Origin of the sequence: Arsenophonus sp. PmNCSU2021_1, from assembly GCF_036919435.1 — a bacterium.
Classification (GTDB): domain Bacteria; phylum Pseudomonadota; class Gammaproteobacteria; order Enterobacterales; family Enterobacteriaceae; genus Arsenophonus; species Arsenophonus nilaparvatae.
The window spans coordinates 140285-160057 of the sequence record NZ_JAZHPL010000001.1 but is presented as its reverse complement, the minus strand read 5'-3'; the positions used below and the strand labels follow the sequence as shown (position 1 = coordinate 160057).

Sequence of the window (19773 nt, the reverse complement as noted above, 5' to 3'; positions counted from 1 at the left end):
CTCAAAATTAATTGATGAAATGAATATTGATGTTGATTAAGTGGAATAGATTAGGATGGGTAATGACTTCTTGTTTTGTAACTATTTCTTCAAGGTATCGAGAAATATCCCAAAATAGATTAAGAGTGCAGGAACTAGCATGATGCCAATAACCAGTAGCTCTTGCCCGCCTAAATGAATATTGCCTAATTCGCCACGTTTAAATCTGATTTGTGGGTCAATAATGGTATCGGCATGCGCAATGTGACCAACTATCAATTCGAAAGCAAATGCCGCGCTGATAAACAATAATGTCGTGATTAATAATTTAATGATGTTAAGTTTCATAACTTAACCTCCGGTATAATTAGCGTCTAGAAAGGTATATCTTCGTCTTCAAAATCAGCTTGATGAATAGCGTTACTGTTCGGCTGGTTAGTGGTTGGTATACCCGTTTTACCTTGACTTTCCTGCGGTTTTCTTTCCTTCCGGTTGCCCAATATTTCAACGTCATTGACTAAAAATTCGGGGGATATCCTTTGCTGACTGGATTTGTCTGTCCATTTATTTTCCTGATAGGCAGTGGTAACACGAACAAAAGTGCCTTTTTGTGCATGCTTCTCAATATATTCGGCTATTTGCTTAAATGCCTTGCAGTTTATCCATGTTGTGTCATCAATCCATTGACCGCTATTGTCTTTTCTTGATTTGCTGATAGCGAGAGAAAATACGGATATGGGATTTTTATCCTGGGTGTAGCGGATTTCTAATTTACCGATGCGTCCGGTAAAGTGACACTGGTTCTGGTTTGCCATGGAGCCTCCACGTATTGATTAATTTTGTTGATTTCTGATTTCAATTTTTCAATAAATGCCTGAACAGCCTGTTCAATCTCGTTAATTAAATTGTCATCCTTGATAATTCGGATTTTATAGTAGGCAAGGTTAGGGGGGAGTCTGTCATCATAGCTGACAAAATCGCACCAGTTTCTCCCTGTACACGTCATTTGCCCATGCATTTGTAACAGGTATTCGTGTTTGGGTTTTCCTGTGATAATGGTTTCAATGTGGGTAGTGGTGTTGGGGCATTTTATTTCGATAAGTCCATCATCATTCACCAAACCGTCAGGACTAGCACCAAATAGCGCAATAGTCGGGTGGGGAATAAAGCCCACTTCGGTGACCGTGACATCAAACTCATTGAGGCAATATCGTGCTCTGGCTTGAGGTTCAAGGGCAATGCCCCGTTCAATGGCCTGATTGGTTTTAATTTCTTCTCGTCGTCCGGTGAGCGTTTCACAGATTAACTGCATGAGGTAGTTTCGTTGTGTTGTTCCCTTGCCTTTGGATAACACCTTGTGTAAATTGCTGGCGGTGACTTTCCCAAGTCTTGCCTGAAACCACTCGTCCGTTTTCTGCTTCATGATTAGCCTCATTTTTCATTGCAATGTTGCGATAAATAGCCATTTTATTTTCTTCGCCAATGATATCCGTCTCTTCTGGTTTTAATTGCAGCCAATGGGATTTCATTGATTCAACACCGCCTTTTGCTGCTATTTCTAATTCCTTGATTAATTGATTGTAACGAGCCTTTTGTTGCGCTTCTTCTTTCTGCATCACAACTTTTTCTTGCTCAGGTAAATCTTCACCCGCATAGATATAAAATCCTAATCCAAACATCGAAATGGCTTTAGTGAGGCAGCGCATCAGCGCTTTGTTGATATCAACAGCGTTAGGTTTGGAAATAGCCTGATTCCGGTAATCCATAACGGGTAACCACATTTTGCGCGGACATTCGTTATTACCCTGTTTGACGGTGAGGGTTAATGACACCATCGCACTGCCATCATTGTTATAGCTAACGGCATCAATGACATAGTAGGATTCTGGGTAATGTGCCATTAATACGCCCCACGCCCACGCCCACGCCCACGCCCATGAGAGATAAGAAAGGCGGCTTTTCTTTTCAACTTTATCGTTAACATTAATCGCCGACAGCGTTTCCCAAACCTGTTGTTGAAAACTGCTCTCTTTTTCGGTATGTTGTGTTTCGCTCATAGATATTTCCTCTTAGGCGCTCGAAGTGCTTTGTACTGATGGATATTCTCATTTTTGAAATGGTCAAACAGTGCCTTCCAGATATCGTCAAAATCCTCAATACTGAGTTTTCGCATCACTGAGGAAGGCAGGCAGTCATAAACAGGCTGGACAAGTTCGCTGATTTCGTCGTCCAGCCTGTCCTCCCAATAAGCAATTTCTTGCTGTTGTTCGTACCAGTAATCTTCCATGGCGTAAGGGTTCATTTGACCTCCTCGAACTGAAATAGCATCCTGTTTTTTCTGGCTTTAATCTCTGTGACTAATAACTCGATTTCATTTTGTGAAAAGGACGAATCCAGTAGCAGAGTGATAATTTTTTCTTTAAGATGGCGTTTTTTCGCCTTTTCAGATTTAAGGGGCATGATGATTTTTTCCATAAGCTTTTAGTTGCAGTGATAAAGCGATTAGCCATATATCTTGTCGTTGGGTATTAATCGCTAACTTTGCTGCCTCTCTTGCCAGTGCTAGCAGGATGTTGTCTTTGTTCATCGTTACGCCTTATGCCACCTGACTATATTTTTCGTGGGTAAATTCACCATTCCACTCTTTCTTCATCGGTAGCTTAGTTTTGAGGTATTGGTTATATAGCCATGAAGCCCCCTTTTTTAGCAGAACGATTTTGTAACACTGACGTTGCCAGTAATCGTTTGTCATGATGAAGGGTGATTCGGTTAAATATTTATCTCTTGCATAAGAATGAACACGCCAGACATGAGCCTTGCTGATATCCTTTTCTGCATCGTAGAGAAAATGACGCGATTCTAGAAAAAGGTTAACCTGGTTAATATTTACGCCATTAAGTTGTTTGCAAAACTGAACGGGTGACATACCAACCTGAAACAGGTTTTTTAGGCTATCGATTTCTGTTGTGAGGTTCTTGTTTTCTAGTAATAGCTTTTCTTTATCTTCCTCAGCCCGAACAACCATGAGTGCCAGTTCTTTGGTTGTTGGTAGCAATGTTTGAGGTTGTAAAATCCGTCTTTCACATTCAATGAAGTACTGCCTGGCCTGTTTCCCCTTTTCGTTGCGTTCAACCATTGATAGCTCTTTCGCCATGTCGAGGGAAATGTGATAGTCAACCCTTGAACCACCGCTTACTAAATTTTTAGTAAGCGTTATAAAATCTAAGTTTTCTATAAAGTTATATTCTTTAATTCGATTTTTTATCCAGTCATTAAATCTGGATTTAATCTCTAAAAATTCATGTAGATCTCGAGCATTTACCGTTTGGATTAATTCACCACTAATGTTTTTTGTTTCGATATTGATTAAATTTTGCATGTAAGAATCTCTCAATAGTTAAATTGATGAATGATTGCCCCTGAAAAGGGGCGTTAAGATTATTTAGTTACGTTGGGGGAAGCGATTGACGTTCGCTTGTTGCCATTTTTCAAGTGATTGGCTCATGACGCTATCGTGTTCGTGAGTACTGGCTTCTAACAGTTGTTGCATTTCACGAAGTACCGTCTCGACATTTTCTTTATGGCGGAGTAGACGACGAATAACTTGTTTTTCAGCATCAAAAATAGCGGATTTAAGTGTATTAGTCATGCCGTAAATTCGTCGGCATTCTTCTGCGATTATTGCTATTTGATTGACTTCGAAGTGCTGAGGTGAGGCAACTCCTGTCGCATCACGTAGCGCATACCAAATACCTTGTGTCCATGCTCTCTCAAATCTAAATCCATTCGCCATGCTCCATACCAAATGAGCTAGGTTACGAGTATCGTTATCGTTTAAGAGTTCGGGTGCTTCTGGTCTGGGTTGTGGATTGCCAACTTCCTTGTCTAATATATCGAGTACCCATTTTCTGAATTCTTTGGCTACTGGAGTACGAGCAAACATAGCAACAAGATGAGCACCTCGTAGGGAGAATATACGCACTTCTTTTTCTGAGTTTCCGTTACCAAATCCCTTGACCTTCAAATTGAGTGTCAAGGTCATGTCGGCGGTAAACTCATCCGCATTTCGATCATAGATCTGACTTACTGCATCTGATTTTTTATAACCCAAAGCTTGAGCTATTTCTGTAGCTGTAAGCCAAATATGGTTATTACGACGGATTACATTAAAATGAACATTACGAAATGTTATTGTTTGAGTAGTCATAGTTTTTACCTTTAGATAAGGGTTAACTACCACCACCGAAGCTGTGAAACCCGACATCTGATTTTTCAGATGCAAGTAAACTATAGCGCATGATTTATTCTTTCGTCAATGGGTATTTAAAATGTCAATGTTTTATTATGCTGCAATCCCGTTCATCATCACGCTTAGCAGTCTGGGAAATTGGCTGTTGATAGAATATTTTCTATGCCTATGTACTTACTCAATTTATTTGTCGCGTTAATTATTTCAGAAGGCTTGAGATTAAGTTCTGTTTTTGCAAAATCCAGTAATATAAGTCCCGCATTAATCTTATCGGTAAATTCTTGTTGATGAGTTATTAGGTTATAATTACAGGCTGTTGTTGCTCTATTTTTTTCTATAATTCACGAGTTTCGCACCAATAAAAAAACGCGCTATTTTTAAGTTTAATTCAGCATGATATATAAATAGACAAAACCTTATAAATTAAATACAAGTTATTGTAATTTAATAAAATTTATGTGTTTTAGTAACTTACAGATTAACCATTGCTTTTAAGCCATTTCTAGAACTTTATATGCCTGTGCGAAACTCATGTAATTGTTTCTTTTTTAAGCCACGTAGCGTAACGGATAGCTAATGTTTCTACAGCCCAAATTCCTGATTCAATGCCACCATGCATTGTGTTTAATGAGTTATTACCTAAAGCTTTTGCTATCTTACGAATACCTTTGCTTTTTAAAAAAGCTGATGGCCGCTGAGATTCGGTCACTTTACCTTGCGCAACTGCTGCACGATGTAAATCATTTAGACAGTAACGGCCGAAAGCATCTTGCCGAACAACGGTATTTTCGATAACAATTAATTTAGACATAAAAATATTTCTCCGTAGTTAAACGAATTAAGGTATTAACGTGAAAGATTTTGCAGATTGAACCCTAAACCCGTTATACTTCCCAAAAAGGGGGATAACGTTATGGGTCAGGTTGCATTTGATACACAAGAATTTGTCGAAACATTAGAGAATGCAGGTTTGCCAAAAGAGCAGGCAAAAGCAATTTCTATTGCTGTACGTAAGTCACATAAGGTTGCTGATGTAGCAACAAAAAGAGATTTAGAAGACGTACGTAAAGATATGGTTGCTCGCTTTGAAAAAAACGAAGCTCAAATCGCTGATGTTCGCAAAGACTTATCTGCTGAAATTGCTGATGTTCGTAAAGACTTATCGGCTGAGATGAATTTACGTTTCGAAAAAACTGATGCTCAAATTGCAGATGTCCGTAAAGATTTATCTGCTGAAATTTCTAATGTTCGCAAAGATTTATCTTCTGATATAGCATTAGTCCGAAAAGATGTTGAAGCTTTAACTAATAGTCTCCTTATAAAGCTAAGTGCTGTCATGTTAGGGATTGTTAGTGCTGCAACAGCAATACTCAAATTCTTCTAATTATTGCACTATAATTACCATAGGGCTGTTAGCTTAATGATATAGCAGAGGGTTTAATTCTTCGGTTGCAGGTTCAAGTCCTGCACAGCCCGGCAATCTCACGATGTACCTTCATCAGTCTTAAATTCTCTTTTTTGAGACGATTATTTTCTTTTGTTAAGCAGTGTATTATCGTTTTGAAAGTTCTTGTTTCCATGTCGTCGTCATTCCATATATCAATGCTGCTTAAGTATTTCGCATCGCTCAAATTACGGCTACCATTAGTCACCCCAACCAGATTTCCCATATTTGGGTGTTTTGCCGTTACAATGTGTGGATTATCCAATCTCATGATGTGTACTCCCTCGTTAACATTTACTGAAAAGGTAGGATGTGTGCCAAGTGCCACTTGGTGTCCGATTACAGTCATCACGGACGGGTAAACGCAATCAAACTATATTTAGCTATTTTTGAAAGATAATTTATAGTCTTGACTGTCCCACGAGCGCTGAGCCGCATTCACACATCCTGAAATTGATTTGATTGCCTGATTATTTAGCCACCTCAGGCGGCAGTGGTTTGCGTATTTACCACAACACACAAAACAGGTTATTATATGCTCACCACAACACATAGAAAAAGGAATGACACGCTCAATGACACCAATTAAAGAGAGGCATTTAATGCTAATTCGAGAATTAAATAATCCTGATAGCCCCATGCAGCCAATAAGCACTGAGAAATTTGACTTTTTAGAGGAAAAGATAGGCACTAATCAATTAGCATTAGATCTTAATTATTTGATTGAAATTGGTCTTGTTAAAAAAGGTGCAGTTGTTTTAGGTCATAATAATTATTCATTATTTTATGTTGAGCATATGGCTTTAACTGCTAAAGGTTTTGATTACGCCAATACCGATACTATCGGTAGTGAACTAAACGCCGTTACAATTAAAATACACAAAAATACTCTTGAGCAAATTGAAACAATTATCAGATCGGCTAATTTAGCTGAACCAGAAAAGCAAACGCTTTTAAAACTAGTGAAAGAAAAAGGCGCAGAATCTGTTGTAGGCAAATGTGTTGATACTTTGTTTGCTAATGCTGGTACAGTGACTCAAGTTCTTTCTGAATTAGCTAAAAGTCAATTTAACTCTTAATTGATTTGATTACCTGATTATTTAGCCACCTCAGGCGGCAGTGGTACACTTGGTGTTTTCCACAACAACCAAGAGGTAGAGTAATGAATGATTCATTAGCTAATTTCGATAGAAATTTACAATTTGAACTGCTTGAGTTAGCGGTGTACGATTATCCCGATGTTATTGAAACAGAAAATATTCCTGATCATTTACGTTTAGTTGATAAGAAAAAGCTTCTTCAAAACATCGCCTATTTGCAAGAAGAAGGAATGATTAAGGGAGGAATTCTTGAATGCCTTTCAGGAAAAGAACCTGCAATACATCTGATTAAAGCAACCAAAGACGCTATAAACCTTCTTACTGAGGAGGGTGGTATTTCAGCTTCTTTGAAGATCGTTACCGTAAAACTCCATAATGAATCTCTAGCGGTTATTCGAGAATTTATTCAGCAAAATGTTAACGATTCTGAAGAAAAAAAGCTGTTTTTACAGCAGATAAAACAGCTTCCCGCTGACGCCACAGAACACATCGTGCTTGAATTATTGGGTAAGGGGTTAAATCACATGCCGAACGCAATTCAGTGGCTACAAACAGTGCTCCATTTGGGATAAATTCATCCTCCGTGCTGTGTTTTTCAAACTTTATCCAGCCAATGGTGGGAGCGATTTCTAGCCAAAAATCTTTTCGGTCATTGGTTGATAAAGTCAATTTGTTATTGAAAAAAGTTAGCGCATAAATACGAAAATCTAATAGGTCGTCAGTATTTTGACTCCCCATTAATTCAGGTTCGTGGTTTTGCATTTTTACCTCTTTAACTTTTACTGTTTTCTTATTCTCAACCATTAGCAGTGACTCCAAAGTTGGATTTAGGTTTATTGTTAAAACGTTTGGCGCTGTATAGAGCTGCTATAGGCAAACAGCAGTTATTAAATGTGTCATACACTTTAGTAGGACAAATTGATATTGCTTTTTCAACACGATTTATCACTTTTCTTTCTAGTGAAAGGATAGGGCGTTTAGTGTTTGTTGATGCGGCGTGCGATATTTGAAGCCAAAACGTGCGATAAATGGTGAGCTACTCTTGTTTCCATCAGTGCAACGGAATTACACTGTTATTTTTCATCGGAGGCACTTTGGTCTGTTCTAGTGGTACGATCAACGGGACAATATTTGTAGATGATGGCCGATGAAACTAGATAAAGTAATACAAGCTTTTTTCTACTATGGCAGGACTCAAGTAATTCTTGAGCCTACTGTTCCTATACATAAGATAAATGAGCAAGACCTACCGCCGATACGCTCTCTCTGCTTCTCGCCGCTGTAAGCTCCATTAGCCCCAAAGCGTTCATCACATAAAAGAACGCCCTACTTACGAATAGATGTTGATAGAATCTGTCAAACTATGAAAATGAATCCCTTTATCTTTCAATTCAGAGATTAAACCGATTAAATTCTTGATGCTGTGTCCCAGCGAGGGCAAGATAGCGAATATTTATTAACCAAACTGCTCGTCAATAGAGCACTCATGTTCTCACCTTAGTCTCAGAGGTAGCACTTAAAATGCTACCTTTTGAACTATGGACACTCCATGTGTATATTTCAAGAGTAAAAATTAATCAACCGCTGATTGATAGTTTTAAGGTCATATGCTCGTTCAGCTATGTCGCACATTAGCCACTCGTGTAATTCTTCACGCTCTGGATTATCAACATCTTGAATATCTTTGAGCTTTTGGTAATATCCCCAAAGCCCCCCAGAGTCTTCAGATGGGCAGGCTTCCGCTCCCTTTATACAGATGGGGAGCTGGAGTAATTCCTGATCAGGCAATGATGATTCTTCAAGCAAAATGCAATGATCCCAGTTGTCTCCGAAATCGTATAAGTAAACCATTTTTTCTCCTTTCTTACGAAGGAGTTTGCTCAAAGGCACACCTGTACTATCTTGCAGATATGTTTCTTTAAAATCGTCCATAATCATTCCATATCGCAAATCTCCTTTTTCAAAACTGTACAAATGATCATTTGTCCAACCCATAGCTAATTGTATAACCATGTGTAGTTCATCAAGAGGTATTGTCTTCAGAACGATCAAACGTCGCCAAATTAGTGGTTTACTATCAATTAGTGTGATTTTTATTTGATATAAATCCTTTCCCGAAAATTCACTCATTATTATCCCCCTTAAATAAATACAGTCTCTTTAGTCTCACACTCCACTAAATTTTTCAAGTCTTTGCTAACGTTTGGCAATCACATTGAAAAATAGGTTTGCTTCCTCTCGCCCAAACGGTAGATATGCAATCTAATCTATGATCAATAACTTCGGGGCCATCACCGAACGTGATAGATATTGTTTGAGCTTATTTTGTCGTTTTGCAGTTGAGAGTTGCAACATAAGTTCAGCCGTCGTGGTAAAGCGGTTTTTTTTCTTCGTCCTCTGCTTCTCGCTGCAGCCAAACCTGCCTGAGTACGTTCAACAATAAGCTCCCGCTCCATTTGCGCCAAGGCACTCATCACATGAAAGAAAAAACGACCTGCTGACGAAGAGGTGTCGATAGAATCCGTTAAACTATGAAAATGAATGCCTTCATCTTCAAGTTTGGATATTAAAGTAATCAAATGTTTAATGCTGCGACCCAGTCTATCCAGCTTCCAGACCACCAATGTGTCACCCGATTTCAGTGCGTTTAGAGCACGTTTTAATCCGGGTCTCTGGTCTGTTTTTCCGCTGATTTTATCCTCAAAAATCTGTTCACAATTTGCGCAAATCAAGGATTTTTGCTGTAAATCGGTGTTTTGGTCATTTTTTGACACCCTCATATAGCCTATTTTTGCCATTTTAGCCCCTTAACCTTCCTCTAAAAGACTTATTATGCCTGGTTTTGGTCAAAATATTAGCTAAATTCTGAATTCAATAAAACCTTGGTTTAACGGAAACGGTAGATTGTGCAAAAAATGCACTGGATAAACGAACGGGTGGTAGCGTCAATGGCAACCTCCATGTGACCCAATCTGTGCATATCGGCGATAACGATTCAGGATTACGGGCTAATGGCGATGGCAACGTGGCATTTTATGCTAATAATGCAAAAGTAGCTTCCTGGAATAATGATCGATTGCATTGGTTAAAGAGTGTAGAAATTGATGGAACCATCAATACTCATAGCAATTTGCATATCTCATGGGGCGGCAGAACCGCGGTTTATCAAGAAAATGGTGATGTAACTGGCCCTATTTGGGGCGGGGCGTTAAGCAGCTGGCTTAATATGCAGATTAACAATCGAGGAGCAAAAAATACAGCTCACCTCGCTACGAATGGATGGTGGAAATGTGGTGACAGCGGCCTTATCAGACAATGGGGCATCACACCACCACTCAATGCCGGACAGATTTATACGGTATCTTTACCTTGTCCCGTCCCTCATGCCATTTTCTCGGCAAACGCGACGGTAAAATACAAAGGTATTGCTCCCGAGGGCAATTTAGGTACTTATGTCGAAATAGTCGGAAAATCGTTAATTATCAGTGCAGATTATACCAGAACAGGGATTAAAGCGCCGAGAACATGGGAGCTGGTTTGCTACTAACTCAACATTATCAGGCCGCCCTGACAATGTAGTTAAACGCGACATTTCGCGGGCGGGTTTCGCTACCGCCTGCATTAGACGTTGTTTTGTCAATGAATAGAAAAGAATCATTATCTCCATCCGTAGCACGTGAACCTGTATCTGCATTATACCCTACAGGCATTTTTTCTTTATTGTTTGCGTGGCCTAGTGGACCATCATCTTCAACATAATACCTGTCCCGATAACCATGAGCGTGGCTCTCGAGTGATGCAGTTTCAGACGATAAAACCTTACGCCTAGGATTCACGCCTCGCCCAGCATCCCAGCCACGAATAAACTCACCACGTAAATCAGGGAGTTTTCCTGATGGATAGGCGAGTGCTAAAAGCGGGTATTTTTTCTTATCGAATGGCTCACCGTTGCAGATAAACCAACCGGTCGGCGCTCTTTCAGCAGGCCAAGGCAGGGGAATACCTACCGGGATTTCGACACGCAATACTTCGGGTGTAACAGCATGAACATCTGTGGCAGTTAGCTGCACATCCTGAGTGAGAGTTTTGCCGTTAATTTTACGCTGATTGGGTGTGGCATTTTTAGCCAGATTTACCGTTTCTAACAAACCAAGGTTTTTTATAAATTGATTTTTGTCCGGGATGTCGGCCCCATTCTCATTTTTTGCCAGTTTTTGACTCAAAATTTGCATGACGTTTTCAGCAAATTTGGGGTTATTGCTGATCGCTTTCGCCAGCTTGTTCAGCGTATCTAAATCAGACGGCGCTTTGTCAACAACCGCATTCACCCGGTCATTGACCGCTTTAGGCGTCGCGGCGGTAGTTTCGTCCGCGCTGCGAGGGGAACTGTTTAACTGCACTATCCCTTTGCGGTGAAGCGTCGCCTCCTGAATGCCGTCCTGGGTCGCCAGCTTGCCCAGGCCCAGATGCGTACGGGCCTTTTTCTGTGCCCCTTTGCCCGCTGCGGCAATTTCCGCCAATGCCTGGGTTTTCAGTAACGCCTCCTGACCGATAATCGCCCGGATAGCCAACGTCAGCTGGTTTAGCTTGCCCTTATCCGGGCGGATGCCCGCAGCTTCCAGCAAGGCCAGTTGTTCGGCTTGCTGGATATTGAACCAGTCCTCCCCCGGCCAGCTGATGCCCTTGTGGCCGTCACCCTCGGTAAACCATAACGGCGTAGTGCTCTGGGTTTCTTTCAGCGGCGGCATGGTGGCTATGCCGCTGTTGTTATCTAAAAAATACATTAGCCTTTCTCCTTTTTGTCAGCATACACATAGCGAAAGTCCTGATGCGCCGGCTTATAGCGGTTTAACAGGCATTCGAGTATCCCGGCGTAATAAATACGCAGCGGCGTGGTGATCGGGTCAAGCACATGCATCGGGCGATAGTCCACGTGGGTCTCAATCGTCACCATCGTGACCCACTGATTATCCGGCAAGGTGCTCAGGCTCACCGTAAAGCCATAAGACCGCGCCAGGTCAATGTAAAACTGCCGGTTGAGGCTCGGTTTCATCCGCAGCTTGTTGGCCGCATAGCGCTGGCGCTCATCGATACCGGCATCGTCGCCGATATCACAGTCCGGTAGCCCTAAAAAACGCTCCCAGTCAGCCAGCAACCGTGTGGCGGTCAGCGGAAAACGCTCGGCCAACAATTGCTCGGCGCGTTCGGTGACGCGTGCTGTGCTGCGGGCCAGGCCGTCGGCCAGCGACGCCAGCAGCGTATCCGGCGCTTTGTCCCAGGCCAGGCCATTAGGCAGCAATTGCAGCAGTGCGCGTTGGTGTGCTTTTAAAGCCATGTGATATCCCCCATCACCAGTAGCTCGGTTTTTCCGCTACTGACCGGCGTCAGCGGGGTTTTCAGGGCGTAATCATCCAGTCCGCCTATCCCGGACAGCACGCGCCAGAATGCCGAGGGCAACAGGGTTTCGCCCGGTTTGGCCGCGGTGTAAAACAGTTGCCTGAGCGCCTCGCGGATACGGGCCTGGTTATCCGGGGTATTGGGGGCGATACGCAGCGTGATATCGACCTTTTTTGCCCCCGGCGCAAACACCGTCACCGTCGGCCCCTCCGGTTGGCCGACCCACTCGCCGGTGGCCGGGTCCCGGTGGCGCGCGAGATAGTCGGTCACCCGCGCAATATCGGCCGGGCCGGGGAAGATATCCGGGTGATGGTCCATCACGAAGGTCACGCCCACCGTGCCCGCCCCGTTCCAGGTGGGCAGACACCAGCTGCGGGTGACGCCCGGCACCTCGCGCGCCCAGCGCTCGTAATCCCAGCGTGTGCCGCCGCCTGGGGGAAACTGCACCCGATACAGCAGGCGCGACAGCAATTCCTCCACGCGCTCGCGGTCAGCGCCGCCCCGGATCCCGGGCGCATCGGTCAGCGCCTGCGGGGCCACCCCGGCAACCGGGGTGACAAAACCGAGTGTCTGTCCCGCACCGCAGTCACCTGCCAGCCCCGGCTGGTCGGCCTCGACGTTAACCGTTAAGGTTCCCGCCTTACCTTGGGCGGCGTCTGTCAGGCGGTAAAGCGCGCCGTCGGCCCGTTGCAAACGCGCGCCAACCGGCACACTGGCGGCATCATACAGCGACAGCCTGACCGGGCCGCTGGCCCGGGCGGCCTGCTTGCGCACCACGCCCCAAAAGGCGCAATGTTTGAGCAGCTCGCTCTCGTCGGCATCGCTCGGAATAATCTGCCGGGCTATCCAGCCCAGGTGCTCATGCTCCAGCGCCGACAGCCCGGCCTGCGCCATCGCCATGGCCCCCAACAGACTGTCCTCGGCCGGCAGCGCGCCCGGCAGGCGTTGCGCCACATCCTGCTGCGTCTGGCTGATAAGCTCGCCGAGCGTGGGTATCTGATACGGCATTTACATCCCCTCCAAACGGGCTTTAAAGGTAAACGGGCGCGCACTGCCGTCCTTGAGCGTCAGGCGCACGGTCAGCCGCAGCCAGCCCGGCAGCGGGGCACTCGCCTGGCAATGCAACTGGCTGATCATCCCGGCGTCCAGCAGGCCACGCAGCGCCTCATGGGCGTAGGCTTCTGCCCGCGCCAATACCGCAGGCAGCGCCTTTTCCCGTGACAGCAGCCACAGCCGAGAACCCACCGGGCGGTCGCGATAACTGTCCGCCCACCATCCGCGCCGGTCATGGCCACCATCCGGCAAACGGTCGGAGATCTCAGCGCGCCGGTCGGTAAACAGACACAGCAGCACCGTGGTCGTCAGACTGTCGTCGGCGAGTAAATCTGCGCCCGCCTGTAACAGCATCCCCTCGCCATTCATCCAGCGCAGCGCCGCGTCGCTCATTGCGGCCCCCCGGTCAGACTGCCCTGGCCATTTTCCTGATGGCGGTGGGTGCTGTGTTTGACGCCACCGATAACGGCTTCCGGCGCGGCAAAGGGACCTTGGGACTCCGCGTTCCCGGCAATCGTCATGTTCTGTTTCACCGTCAGGTTTTTCTCAATCACCACATCATCGGTAAAACGCGCGGTCGGGGTGTTAAACACCGCCTCCTGCTCGGCGACCACTTCCAGTGTTTTACAGGTGATGATGCAGCGCCCGTCCCGGGTCAGACGCAAGCGATGCCCTTCATAGTGATACAGGCCGCTATCCCCGGCGGGCAGCCCGGTCGGTCGATAACGGCGGTCTTCTATCACCAGGACTGTCGCCTGATCACGACTGCCGCCCAGGCAGGCAAACACCACCTCAGCCCCCGGCAACGGCACGCTGATATGCCCGTATTGTTGCGGGCGCTCGACCTCATCGAAGGTTTCGCCGTCCAGCGCCGTCAACTGGACGTTTTGCGCTTTCAGACCGTCATTCACCCCGGTCAGGACGCCCCGCCCGAACAACAGGCGGATCCCGCGCATCACCGGGGCAAGCAGGCGTTGCAGTGCGATATTACTCATCGAGTTTATTCCCCTGGTTAAGCCAGGCCCGCACCAGGCCATCGACGCCACCGTCAGCCCCGTTGGCCTGACGCTCCGCCTCCGCCGGCACGATAAACGCCTCGCGTGGGGCAAGAATTAGCGTTGTACGCTCCCCTTGGTCTGCATCGAGATCAAACCGCACCTGGCTAATTAAAAGGTCACGACTGACCATCGACAGACGCGGCGCAATGACGCGAGTCAGCCGGTTGGTCTGCCACAGTTCGCCGCTTTCGCGCCGCCACCCTTTGACCACGGCGGTAAAGCGCTCTGACTGGGCCAGTGCCCGGCGACTTTCCCGCAGCGCGCGCGCCCGTGCGGTGGCGGGGGTCAGTTTGCTGTCAGCCAGAATCACTTTGGGGCGGTAACGAGCAATCGCGGGATCGTCGCTTTCTCCCTTGGGGGCAGCGCGTAGCGCGTTGGTGTTGGCGTCGCCCGCGTGCCCACCGCCGCCGCCGTGGCCTTTAACCAGATATTGACTGTGGCGATCGCGCCAGTCTTCGGTGTACTCGGCGGACAACAGATTTTCCCCCAGACGCAGGGTGTCAGTGGCGGTGTTCGCCGCCTGGGTAAACACCAGATCGCCGTCGGCATCACTGGTCACCAAAACGCCCCGGTGACGCGCCGCCCGGCTCAGCACATCCGCCACGCTTTCAGACAGTTCAAGGGTAAAGGAGGTAAAGGGTTTGGCGGCCTCGGGGTCAGACACCGCCCAGCGCACCGCAATGCCAAAAGGGCTGCACAGGTCTTGCGCAATCTGTTGCAGGGTGCGGTGACGCCATTGACCGCCCGGATAGATCGCCGAACAATCCACCAGATCGCCGGTTTTATCCCGGCCCTTTATCGTGACCTGTGCCGCGTCGGCCCCCATCTTGTGCGATACGCTGTCCAGGTAGCCGGTGATGACCGGTTGCCCGTCAAGGGTCAGCGCCAGCGCCCCGCCGGCGCGCAGGCTGTCGGGCAACGCCTGGCCGGGCATCATGATCCCGAGGGTAAAATCCCCGGCCAGACGCGCCAGCCCCCGGGTAATGCTGACCGAGAGCCAGTGGGTAAAAATCCGGTTGTCGATGCGCAACGCCACCTCAGCCACCGAGCACCTCCACGCGCTCGCCACCCGGCACAAACAGCGGATGACGCAGCCGGTTGCGACGAATAAAGCGCGCCGTGTCACGCGCATCGCCGGTGATGCGGTACAGGGTCACCAGCGCCGGCTCGGTGATTGTCACTGCGGCCTGGATCAGGCCGGGTAACGCCACGCCGCGATGGGATAAATCCGCCACAAAGGCGCGGCTTAACGCCCGCACCTGCAAGGCCAGGCTCTGATAGCCCAGCGCCGAGCTGGTCAGGGCACACGCATCCAGTCGGCGCGCGACCTGCTGGCTGACGCGCACCACATCCGGCGTACTTTCCAGCCAGACGCTGGCGCTGTCACTGAGCGGCAGCGGGGCGGGCGAGACCGTGTGTGGCAACACCTGCGCCGGTGCGTTTGGGCCGACCGCCGCCAGACTGGCGGTAAGCAGGGACGACAACATCTGTACCTGCACCACCGCCACCGCCAGGCGCAGCGTATTGTGCAGCAGTTGCACCGTGGCGCGAGTGGCAGGTTGCAGCCCCTGCCTATCGCGCAGGCGATCCTGACGGACCAAAGCGCTGTCCAGCCGGTCGGCCAGCTGGACTATCTGGTGCTGGAGAGCGCCGGGCTGCGGGGAGACTGGCGCGCGTGCCCGGTTTTTTATCTGCTCAGGTTGGGGGTAAGCCGGCAGGCGCTGTATGCCCTGAAAAATGCCCTTGAAGGCCAGCGCCAGGCGGTCGGGGGTGGTGATAATGCCCTGGATATTGCCGCGCAGGGCGGTAAACGAGGCGATAAAGCTCTGCATATCGGCCAGCAGCCCCAGACCCGTGAGGGCGCTTTCCAGCGTGTTGGCCTGCTCGCTAACGGTATCCATTAATGCCTGCGCGTCATGCAACGAGGTCTGCCAGCCGTCAGCCAGGGTGGAAAAGAGTGCGGCCAGCGTGCCATCCCCTAAGTGATTGACCACCCCAGCGGTATCTTGCGCCACCGTAGGGGCGGTCTCATCGGTCACCGGCACCACCGTGACGGTAAACTCCACCAGACGCTGGTTATCGACGCTGTAGCGGCTTTCAAAATGTTCAACCAGCACCGACAGCGTACCCCAGTCCGGGTGCAACAGCTCGCCCGGTCCCGGCGCATTGAGCGCCTGCGTCAGCCGTACCCGCTGCGCCTGCACATCATCGCCGGTCAGTGACAGGGTGAAGGTGTGCTCAGGCAGTTTTTTTCCTAAATCGTCTGCCCCGCCGTGTTCGCGCAGCGGATATTCCCGCCGCACCACCCGGCGACCGCCGCGACTGCGCTGCTCTTTGTAAACCCAGAAAGGCACGCCGCGAAAGCGGCCCTGACCGGTACTTTTCATCTGCGCACCTCAATAAATATGATAATTATCGCCGTTATACACATCGAGCTGTAAGCCAAAGGCGTTGCTGTCGGTGACGGCGCTGTTTTGCAGCACCAGGCCCGGGGCCAGGGCGATACGCATGTCGGCCTGGGCTTTCACGGGTGGCGGCATCGCCTGTTGCTCGTCCTGCTTGTCCCACCGGGCGTAGATATCGCCCAGCCAGCCGCCGAGTTTTTCGCCGAGCACGCTACCCAGCATCGAGCCGGCCACTGCCCCAATCGGGCCACCGATGGCCCCGACGAGGCCGCCCACCGTTGCCCCGGTTGCCGACCCCAGTGCGCCACCTTTATCCTCGGCGCTGGCATTCTTGTCCAGCAGCGTCGGGGCCAGCGACAACGCCGTCAGCGCCGGGCCGCCCAGGCGCATTGCGCCGCGCCCGAGTGCCCCCGTAGACCGTCCCAGCCAGCCGGTGAAACCGGATAGCCGCGCCGTGGCCCCACCCAGCAGGCCACGCGCGCGCTGCCCCATATCGCGCAACCCGCCGCCCACACCGGACAGCCAGCGCCCGACCGTGCTTACGCCCGGTAGTCGGCTTAACCGTGCGCCAGTGCGATTGACCAGGCCGCCAAAGAAGCCTGAGACGGCGGAGGCCGCCCGCCCCAAACGGGAGCGCGGCACCGAGAGCGCTGGACGGCCCGGACGCAGGCGCGAGCCTTTACGGCGGGTGCGTCCGCTACCATCGACATAAGTCTCACTGCCACCCCCGACGCCGCCCGCCGGCCAGTTGGTGACCAACACGCTCACCGGCGCGCCCAGTCCGCCGCCCATCGCAAACGGTGCGGGACCAGGCAAACCCGCCGGGGCATTTTTGCCGCGCCCACACCACCACCGATAAGCCCGCCACGGATAGCGTACCGGCGCACTCGACAGCCCCCAGGCGGGACGGGCTATCGCCATGCCGACACGGGCCAGTTTCGAGGCGACGTAAATCGCCAGCATGGCTTTGGCGGTGTTAGCGGCATATTTGCCGATAGTGTCGAGGGTGTCGCCGTAACCGGCTTGGCGTAGCGCTATCAATTCAGCATTGACCCGGTTCAGGCCATTTTTAAACAGCGTGACCCCACGGCGGGCGCTGTCGAATACGCCATTAAAACGACTGGCCAGCCGGTTGGCCCATTGGTCCTGCAAACCGCTTTCCTGCGCCTCGCCGGCAACATCCAGAAAGTCTTTTAACTCGGTTTTAAGCCGTTTAAACGGCCCTTGATTCATTACCTTGACGGCGAACTGCTGCCAGACATGACCCAGCTGGGAAGTGAGTCCCGTCCACGAGTTCATGGCGTCTTTCTGCGCCCCTTTGGCCTGCTCGCGCAGCGCCTGGAACAACAGCGCAACCGATTTTGCCCCGAGTAACCCTTTTTCGCCTTGCTGGGTCAGTTCGTTACGGCTTTTGCCGAGCTTTTCTGCCAGCACGCTATAGACGTCAATGCCATAGCCGGTCAGCAGGCTTGCATCCTGCGCCTGAATGCTTTTGCGCGAATACATCTGTTTGAGCTGAAGAGAGGCTCCCTGGGCTTCCGGCAGCGTCCAGCCGTGTCGCGCACCCTGGTCTTCCAGCATGGTAATAAAGTGGCGCGCTTCTTCACGGCTTATGCCAAACCCGCGACTGGCGGTGTATTCCTGCACCACCCCTTGCAATCCCCAGGTAGAGTCCTTGGCATTCTGTAGCGCCCATTTCAGGTCAGCGTCGGTCTGGGCTTTATCATGATGGTTCAGGGAGTTCAGACGCAGCGTCATGTTTTCCATTGCCGCCGCCGGGTCGATAAAGGCTTTTTTCAGGCCAACCAGTGCCGCGCCCCCGGCCAGCAGCCCGTAAAGGCGTGCTACGCCGCCATAGGCCGCCTTGGCGCGCGTCTCCAGATGGTCAAAACCGGATGACACCGACGCCAGCCCCAGGCGCAGACCGCTAAAGGTGCGCTGGCCCTGATGGCCCAGCCGGTCAAGCTGACTTCCCAGGCTATTCGCCCGCAGACCGAGACCGTGCAGGGATGCGCCGCCTTGCCGCCCCATGCCGACCAGACTTTGACCGAACAGCCGCGCCTGCCGGGGCAGGGTGCCCAGCAGGTCAACAATGACGGCGGCTTTGACTTTTTTTTCTGCCATCGGTTACTCACGCTGTAATAAATGGGTGGCTTGCTGGCAGTGCCGGTAGAGCCGGATTAACGGCAGGGAAAGCGCCCAGTCCATGCCCGATTTGGTAACGGTTGCGAGCATCAGCGCCGCTTCCTCAATTTTTTCCCGACACTGCATCCAGTCGCCCCGCATCAGCCGCCAGCTGGCCGGCCAGCGCGCTGCCGCCCAGACGCTGGGCGATGATAAGGCGTTCAATATCCCGCGCCGACAGGCTTTTCAGTTGCAGCAGCGACAATGGGCCGTTGAGGTTGCCCAGCCGGGCGACCTGGCGGCGCAGCAGCTCAAACTCCACCATCGCTGGCGAACGCACTAACTCTGAGCCGTTAGCCGTCTGCACCACCCGCTCGGCGGCCAATTCGGCATCAATAATGTCCTTGCCGGTTAATGGCCGCAGGGTGACGTCCGTATGGCGCTGTTCATCATCACCGCTGCCGGTGACCAGACCGTCAACCAGGGTCAGTTGCCCGCGCGCCAGTTCGTCGGCGACACTGGCGATATCCGGCGACACCCCTTCAACCTCGTGGGCCGCCGCCAGGGTTTCCATGCTGTGGGTCATGCTTGCTCCTTACGCCACACGCTGGCTGCGAATGGCGGTAAATTTGGCGGAAATTTCGCCCGCGTCCGTCAGGGATTCTTCCCCGTTGCTCCAGGCGTTGGTCATCATGTGCGTTTCGCCGGAATCGGCGGCAAACTCCAGCGTGACATCGTGCCAGCCGTTGATGACGTCCACACTCAGATCACCCCGCGCCGGGAATTTGCATTCCAGCGTGGCGGCGCGAGGTGTCGATTTGTAGCCATAAACGCGTGCGCCGGTCACTTCCTCGCGTTTTTCCCCGGACGGGGTAAAGGTGGCCCCCGTCAGGGTCGGGTATTCCTGCCCGTTAACCCGGACAATGGCCTTGCCCTGGTATTGCAGTTTGCCAAATGCCATCGT

Annotated in this window: 25 protein-coding genes and 4 pseudogenes; 5 read left to right on the top strand and 24 right to left on the bottom strand. The window is 50.0% G+C overall.

Translation table 11 applies throughout. The annotated features are described in order from the left end of the window. Positions 1–81 precede the first annotated feature (81 nt). The 9 genes and pseudogenes from V3224_RS01050 to V3224_RS01010 all read right to left on the bottom strand — a co-directional run bounded on the left by V3224_RS01050 (position 82) and on the right by V3224_RS01010 (position 5039). On the bottom strand, positions 82–327 hold the full coding sequence (locus tag V3224_RS01050) for a hypothetical protein (protein WP_334467960.1): 246 nt from the start codon (positions 325–327) through the stop codon (positions 82–84). A gap of 26 nt (positions 328–353) precedes the next feature. After that, positions 354–794, bottom strand: coding sequence for a single-stranded DNA-binding protein (locus V3224_RS01045; protein WP_334467959.1), 441 nt, complete (start codon positions 792–794; stop codon positions 354–356). After that, positions 746–1402, bottom strand: a complete 657-nt coding sequence (locus V3224_RS01040; protein WP_334467957.1) for a lambda exonuclease family protein — start codon at positions 1400–1402, stop codon at positions 746–748. The genes V3224_RS01045 and V3224_RS01040 overlap by 49 nt, the downstream gene beginning before the upstream one ends. Positions 1403–1565: 163 nt before the next feature. Next, positions 1566–2036: pseudogene (locus tag V3224_RS01035) on the bottom strand (Sak single strand annealing protein); the annotation flags it as partial. Continuing rightward, positions 2033–2281: a hypothetical protein gene (locus V3224_RS01030; RefSeq protein ID WP_334467955.1), complete on the bottom strand. Its 249-nt coding sequence runs from the start codon at positions 2279–2281 to the stop codon at positions 2033–2035. The gene V3224_RS01030 and the pseudogene V3224_RS01035, both read right to left, overlap by 4 nt. Before the next feature lie 147 nt (positions 2282–2428). Further along, on the bottom strand, positions 2429–2566 hold the full coding sequence (locus tag V3224_RS01025) for a hypothetical protein (RefSeq protein ID WP_334467954.1): 138 nt from the start codon (positions 2564–2566) through the stop codon (positions 2429–2431). A 9-nt stretch (positions 2567–2575) separates the two neighbouring features. Continuing rightward, positions 2576–3358 carry an antA/AntB antirepressor family protein gene (locus V3224_RS01020; RefSeq protein WP_334467953.1) on the bottom strand — a complete coding sequence of 261 codons (783 nt, stop codon included), beginning with the start codon at positions 3356–3358 and terminating at the stop codon, positions 2576–2578. Positions 3359–3838: 480 nt separating this feature from the next. Further along, positions 3839–4186 (bottom strand): annotated as a pseudogene (locus tag V3224_RS01015) (BRO-N domain-containing protein); the annotation flags it as partial. A gap of 571 nt (positions 4187–4757) precedes the next feature. After that, positions 4758–5039: a KilA-N domain-containing protein gene (locus V3224_RS01010; protein WP_334467952.1), complete on the bottom strand. Its 282-nt coding sequence runs from the start codon at positions 5037–5039 to the stop codon at positions 4758–4760. Between the two features lie 102 nt (positions 5040–5141). Between V3224_RS01010 and V3224_RS01005 the strand changes: the two genes are divergently transcribed. Beyond that, a complete protein-coding gene (locus V3224_RS01005; protein WP_334467950.1) occupies positions 5142–5612 on the top strand; it encodes a DUF1640 domain-containing protein in 471 nt (156 codons plus the stop codon). A 73-nt stretch (positions 5613–5685) separates the two neighbouring features. Here V3224_RS01005 and V3224_RS01000 read toward each other — a convergent pair whose 3' ends face one another. Further along, positions 5686–6000: a hypothetical protein gene (locus V3224_RS01000; protein ID WP_334467948.1), complete on the bottom strand. Its 315-nt coding sequence runs from the start codon at positions 5998–6000 to the stop codon at positions 5686–5688. Between the two features lie 235 nt (positions 6001–6235). On the opposite strand from V3224_RS01000, the gene V3224_RS00995 reads away from it, so the two are divergent. The 3 genes from V3224_RS00995 to V3224_RS00985 all read left to right on the top strand — a co-directional run bounded on the left by V3224_RS00995 (position 6236) and on the right by V3224_RS00985 (position 7782). Then, positions 6236–6751 (top strand): hypothetical protein, encoded by a 516-nt coding sequence (locus V3224_RS00995; RefSeq protein WP_334467946.1) that lies wholly within the window; start codon positions 6236–6238, stop codon positions 6749–6751. Between the two features lie 83 nt (positions 6752–6834). Continuing rightward, positions 6835–7344, top strand: coding sequence for a hypothetical protein (locus V3224_RS00990; RefSeq protein ID WP_334467944.1), 510 nt, complete (start codon positions 6835–6837; stop codon positions 7342–7344). 249 nt (positions 7345–7593) lie between these two features. Next, positions 7594–7782 carry a hypothetical protein gene (locus V3224_RS00985; protein ID WP_334467942.1) on the top strand — a complete coding sequence of 63 codons (189 nt, stop codon included), beginning with the start codon at positions 7594–7596 and terminating at the stop codon, positions 7780–7782. Between the two features lie 550 nt (positions 7783–8332). Here V3224_RS00985 and V3224_RS00980 read toward each other — a convergent pair. From V3224_RS00980 to V3224_RS00970, 3 genes and pseudogenes are all read right to left on the bottom strand, one after another. Next, positions 8333–8902 (bottom strand): plasmid pRiA4b ORF-3 family protein, encoded by a 570-nt coding sequence (locus V3224_RS00980; RefSeq protein WP_334467940.1) that lies wholly within the window; start codon positions 8900–8902, stop codon positions 8333–8335. Positions 8903–8971: 69 nt separating this feature from the next. Beyond that, a pseudogene (locus tag V3224_RS00975) lies at positions 8972–9160 on the bottom strand (ATP-binding protein); the annotation flags it as partial. A 2-nt stretch (positions 9161–9162) separates the two neighbouring features. Beyond that, positions 9163–9570: pseudogene (locus tag V3224_RS00970) on the bottom strand (recombinase family protein); the annotation flags it as partial. A gap of 164 nt (positions 9571–9734) precedes the next feature. On the opposite strand from V3224_RS00970, the gene V3224_RS00965 reads away from it, so the two are divergent. Continuing rightward, positions 9735–10319, top strand: a complete 585-nt coding sequence (locus V3224_RS00965; protein ID WP_334467938.1) for a gp53-like domain-containing protein — start codon at positions 9735–9737, stop codon at positions 10317–10319. A 10-nt stretch (positions 10320–10329) separates the two neighbouring features. On the opposite strand, the gene V3224_RS00960 is transcribed toward V3224_RS00965, so the two are convergent. Genes V3224_RS00960 through V3224_RS00910 form a run of 11 tightly spaced genes read right to left on the bottom strand, consistent with a single transcriptional unit; the run spans position 10330 to position 19770 of the window. After that, complete coding sequence (locus V3224_RS00960; RefSeq protein ID WP_334467936.1) at positions 10330–11556, bottom strand: tail fiber protein; 1227 nt, start codon at positions 11554–11556, stop codon at positions 10330–10332. Next, a complete protein-coding gene (locus V3224_RS00955) occupies positions 11556–12107 on the bottom strand; it encodes a YmfQ family protein (RefSeq protein WP_334467934.1) in 552 nt (183 codons plus the stop codon). The genes V3224_RS00960 and V3224_RS00955 overlap by 1 nt, the downstream gene beginning before the upstream one ends. Further along, positions 12098–13177, bottom strand: coding sequence for a baseplate J/gp47 family protein (locus V3224_RS00950; RefSeq protein WP_334467932.1), 1080 nt, complete (start codon positions 13175–13177; stop codon positions 12098–12100). Before V3224_RS00950 ends, V3224_RS00955 begins: the two co-directional genes overlap by 10 nt. Then, on the bottom strand, positions 13178–13615 hold the full coding sequence (locus tag V3224_RS00945) for a phage GP46 family protein (RefSeq protein ID WP_334467930.1): 438 nt from the start codon (positions 13613–13615) through the stop codon (positions 13178–13180). Further along, complete coding sequence (locus tag V3224_RS00940; protein ID WP_334467929.1) at positions 13612–14217, bottom strand: phage baseplate assembly protein V; 606 nt, start codon at positions 14215–14217, stop codon at positions 13612–13614. Before V3224_RS00940 ends, V3224_RS00945 begins: the two co-directional genes overlap by 4 nt. Beyond that, entirely contained in the window at positions 14210–15325 is a 1116-nt protein-coding gene (locus V3224_RS00935; protein WP_334467928.1) for a phage baseplate assembly protein, read from the bottom strand. The genes V3224_RS00940 and V3224_RS00935 overlap by 8 nt, the downstream gene beginning before the upstream one ends. Further along, the gene (locus tag V3224_RS00930) at positions 15318–16667 is read right to left on the bottom strand and encodes a DNA circularization protein (RefSeq protein WP_334467927.1); all 1350 of its coding nucleotides are present in this window, start codon (positions 16665–16667) and stop codon (positions 15318–15320) included. The genes V3224_RS00935 and V3224_RS00930 overlap by 8 nt, the downstream gene beginning before the upstream one ends. Before the next feature lie 9 nt (positions 16668–16676). Then, complete coding sequence (locus V3224_RS00925) at positions 16677–18809, bottom strand: tape measure protein (protein ID WP_334467925.1); 2133 nt, start codon at positions 18807–18809, stop codon at positions 16677–16679. A gap of 3 nt (positions 18810–18812) precedes the next feature. After that, positions 18813–18956 carry a hypothetical protein gene (locus V3224_RS00920; RefSeq protein WP_334467923.1) on the bottom strand — a complete coding sequence of 48 codons (144 nt, stop codon included), beginning with the start codon at positions 18954–18956 and terminating at the stop codon, positions 18813–18815. Continuing rightward, complete coding sequence (locus tag V3224_RS00915; RefSeq protein ID WP_334467921.1) at positions 18934–19395, bottom strand: hypothetical protein; 462 nt, start codon at positions 19393–19395, stop codon at positions 18934–18936. The genes V3224_RS00920 and V3224_RS00915 overlap by 23 nt, the downstream gene beginning before the upstream one ends. Before the next feature lie 9 nt (positions 19396–19404). Further along, a complete protein-coding gene (locus tag V3224_RS00910; protein WP_334467919.1) occupies positions 19405–19770 on the bottom strand; it encodes a phage tail tube protein in 366 nt (121 codons plus the stop codon). Between the last annotated feature and the right edge of the window lie 3 nt (positions 19771–19773).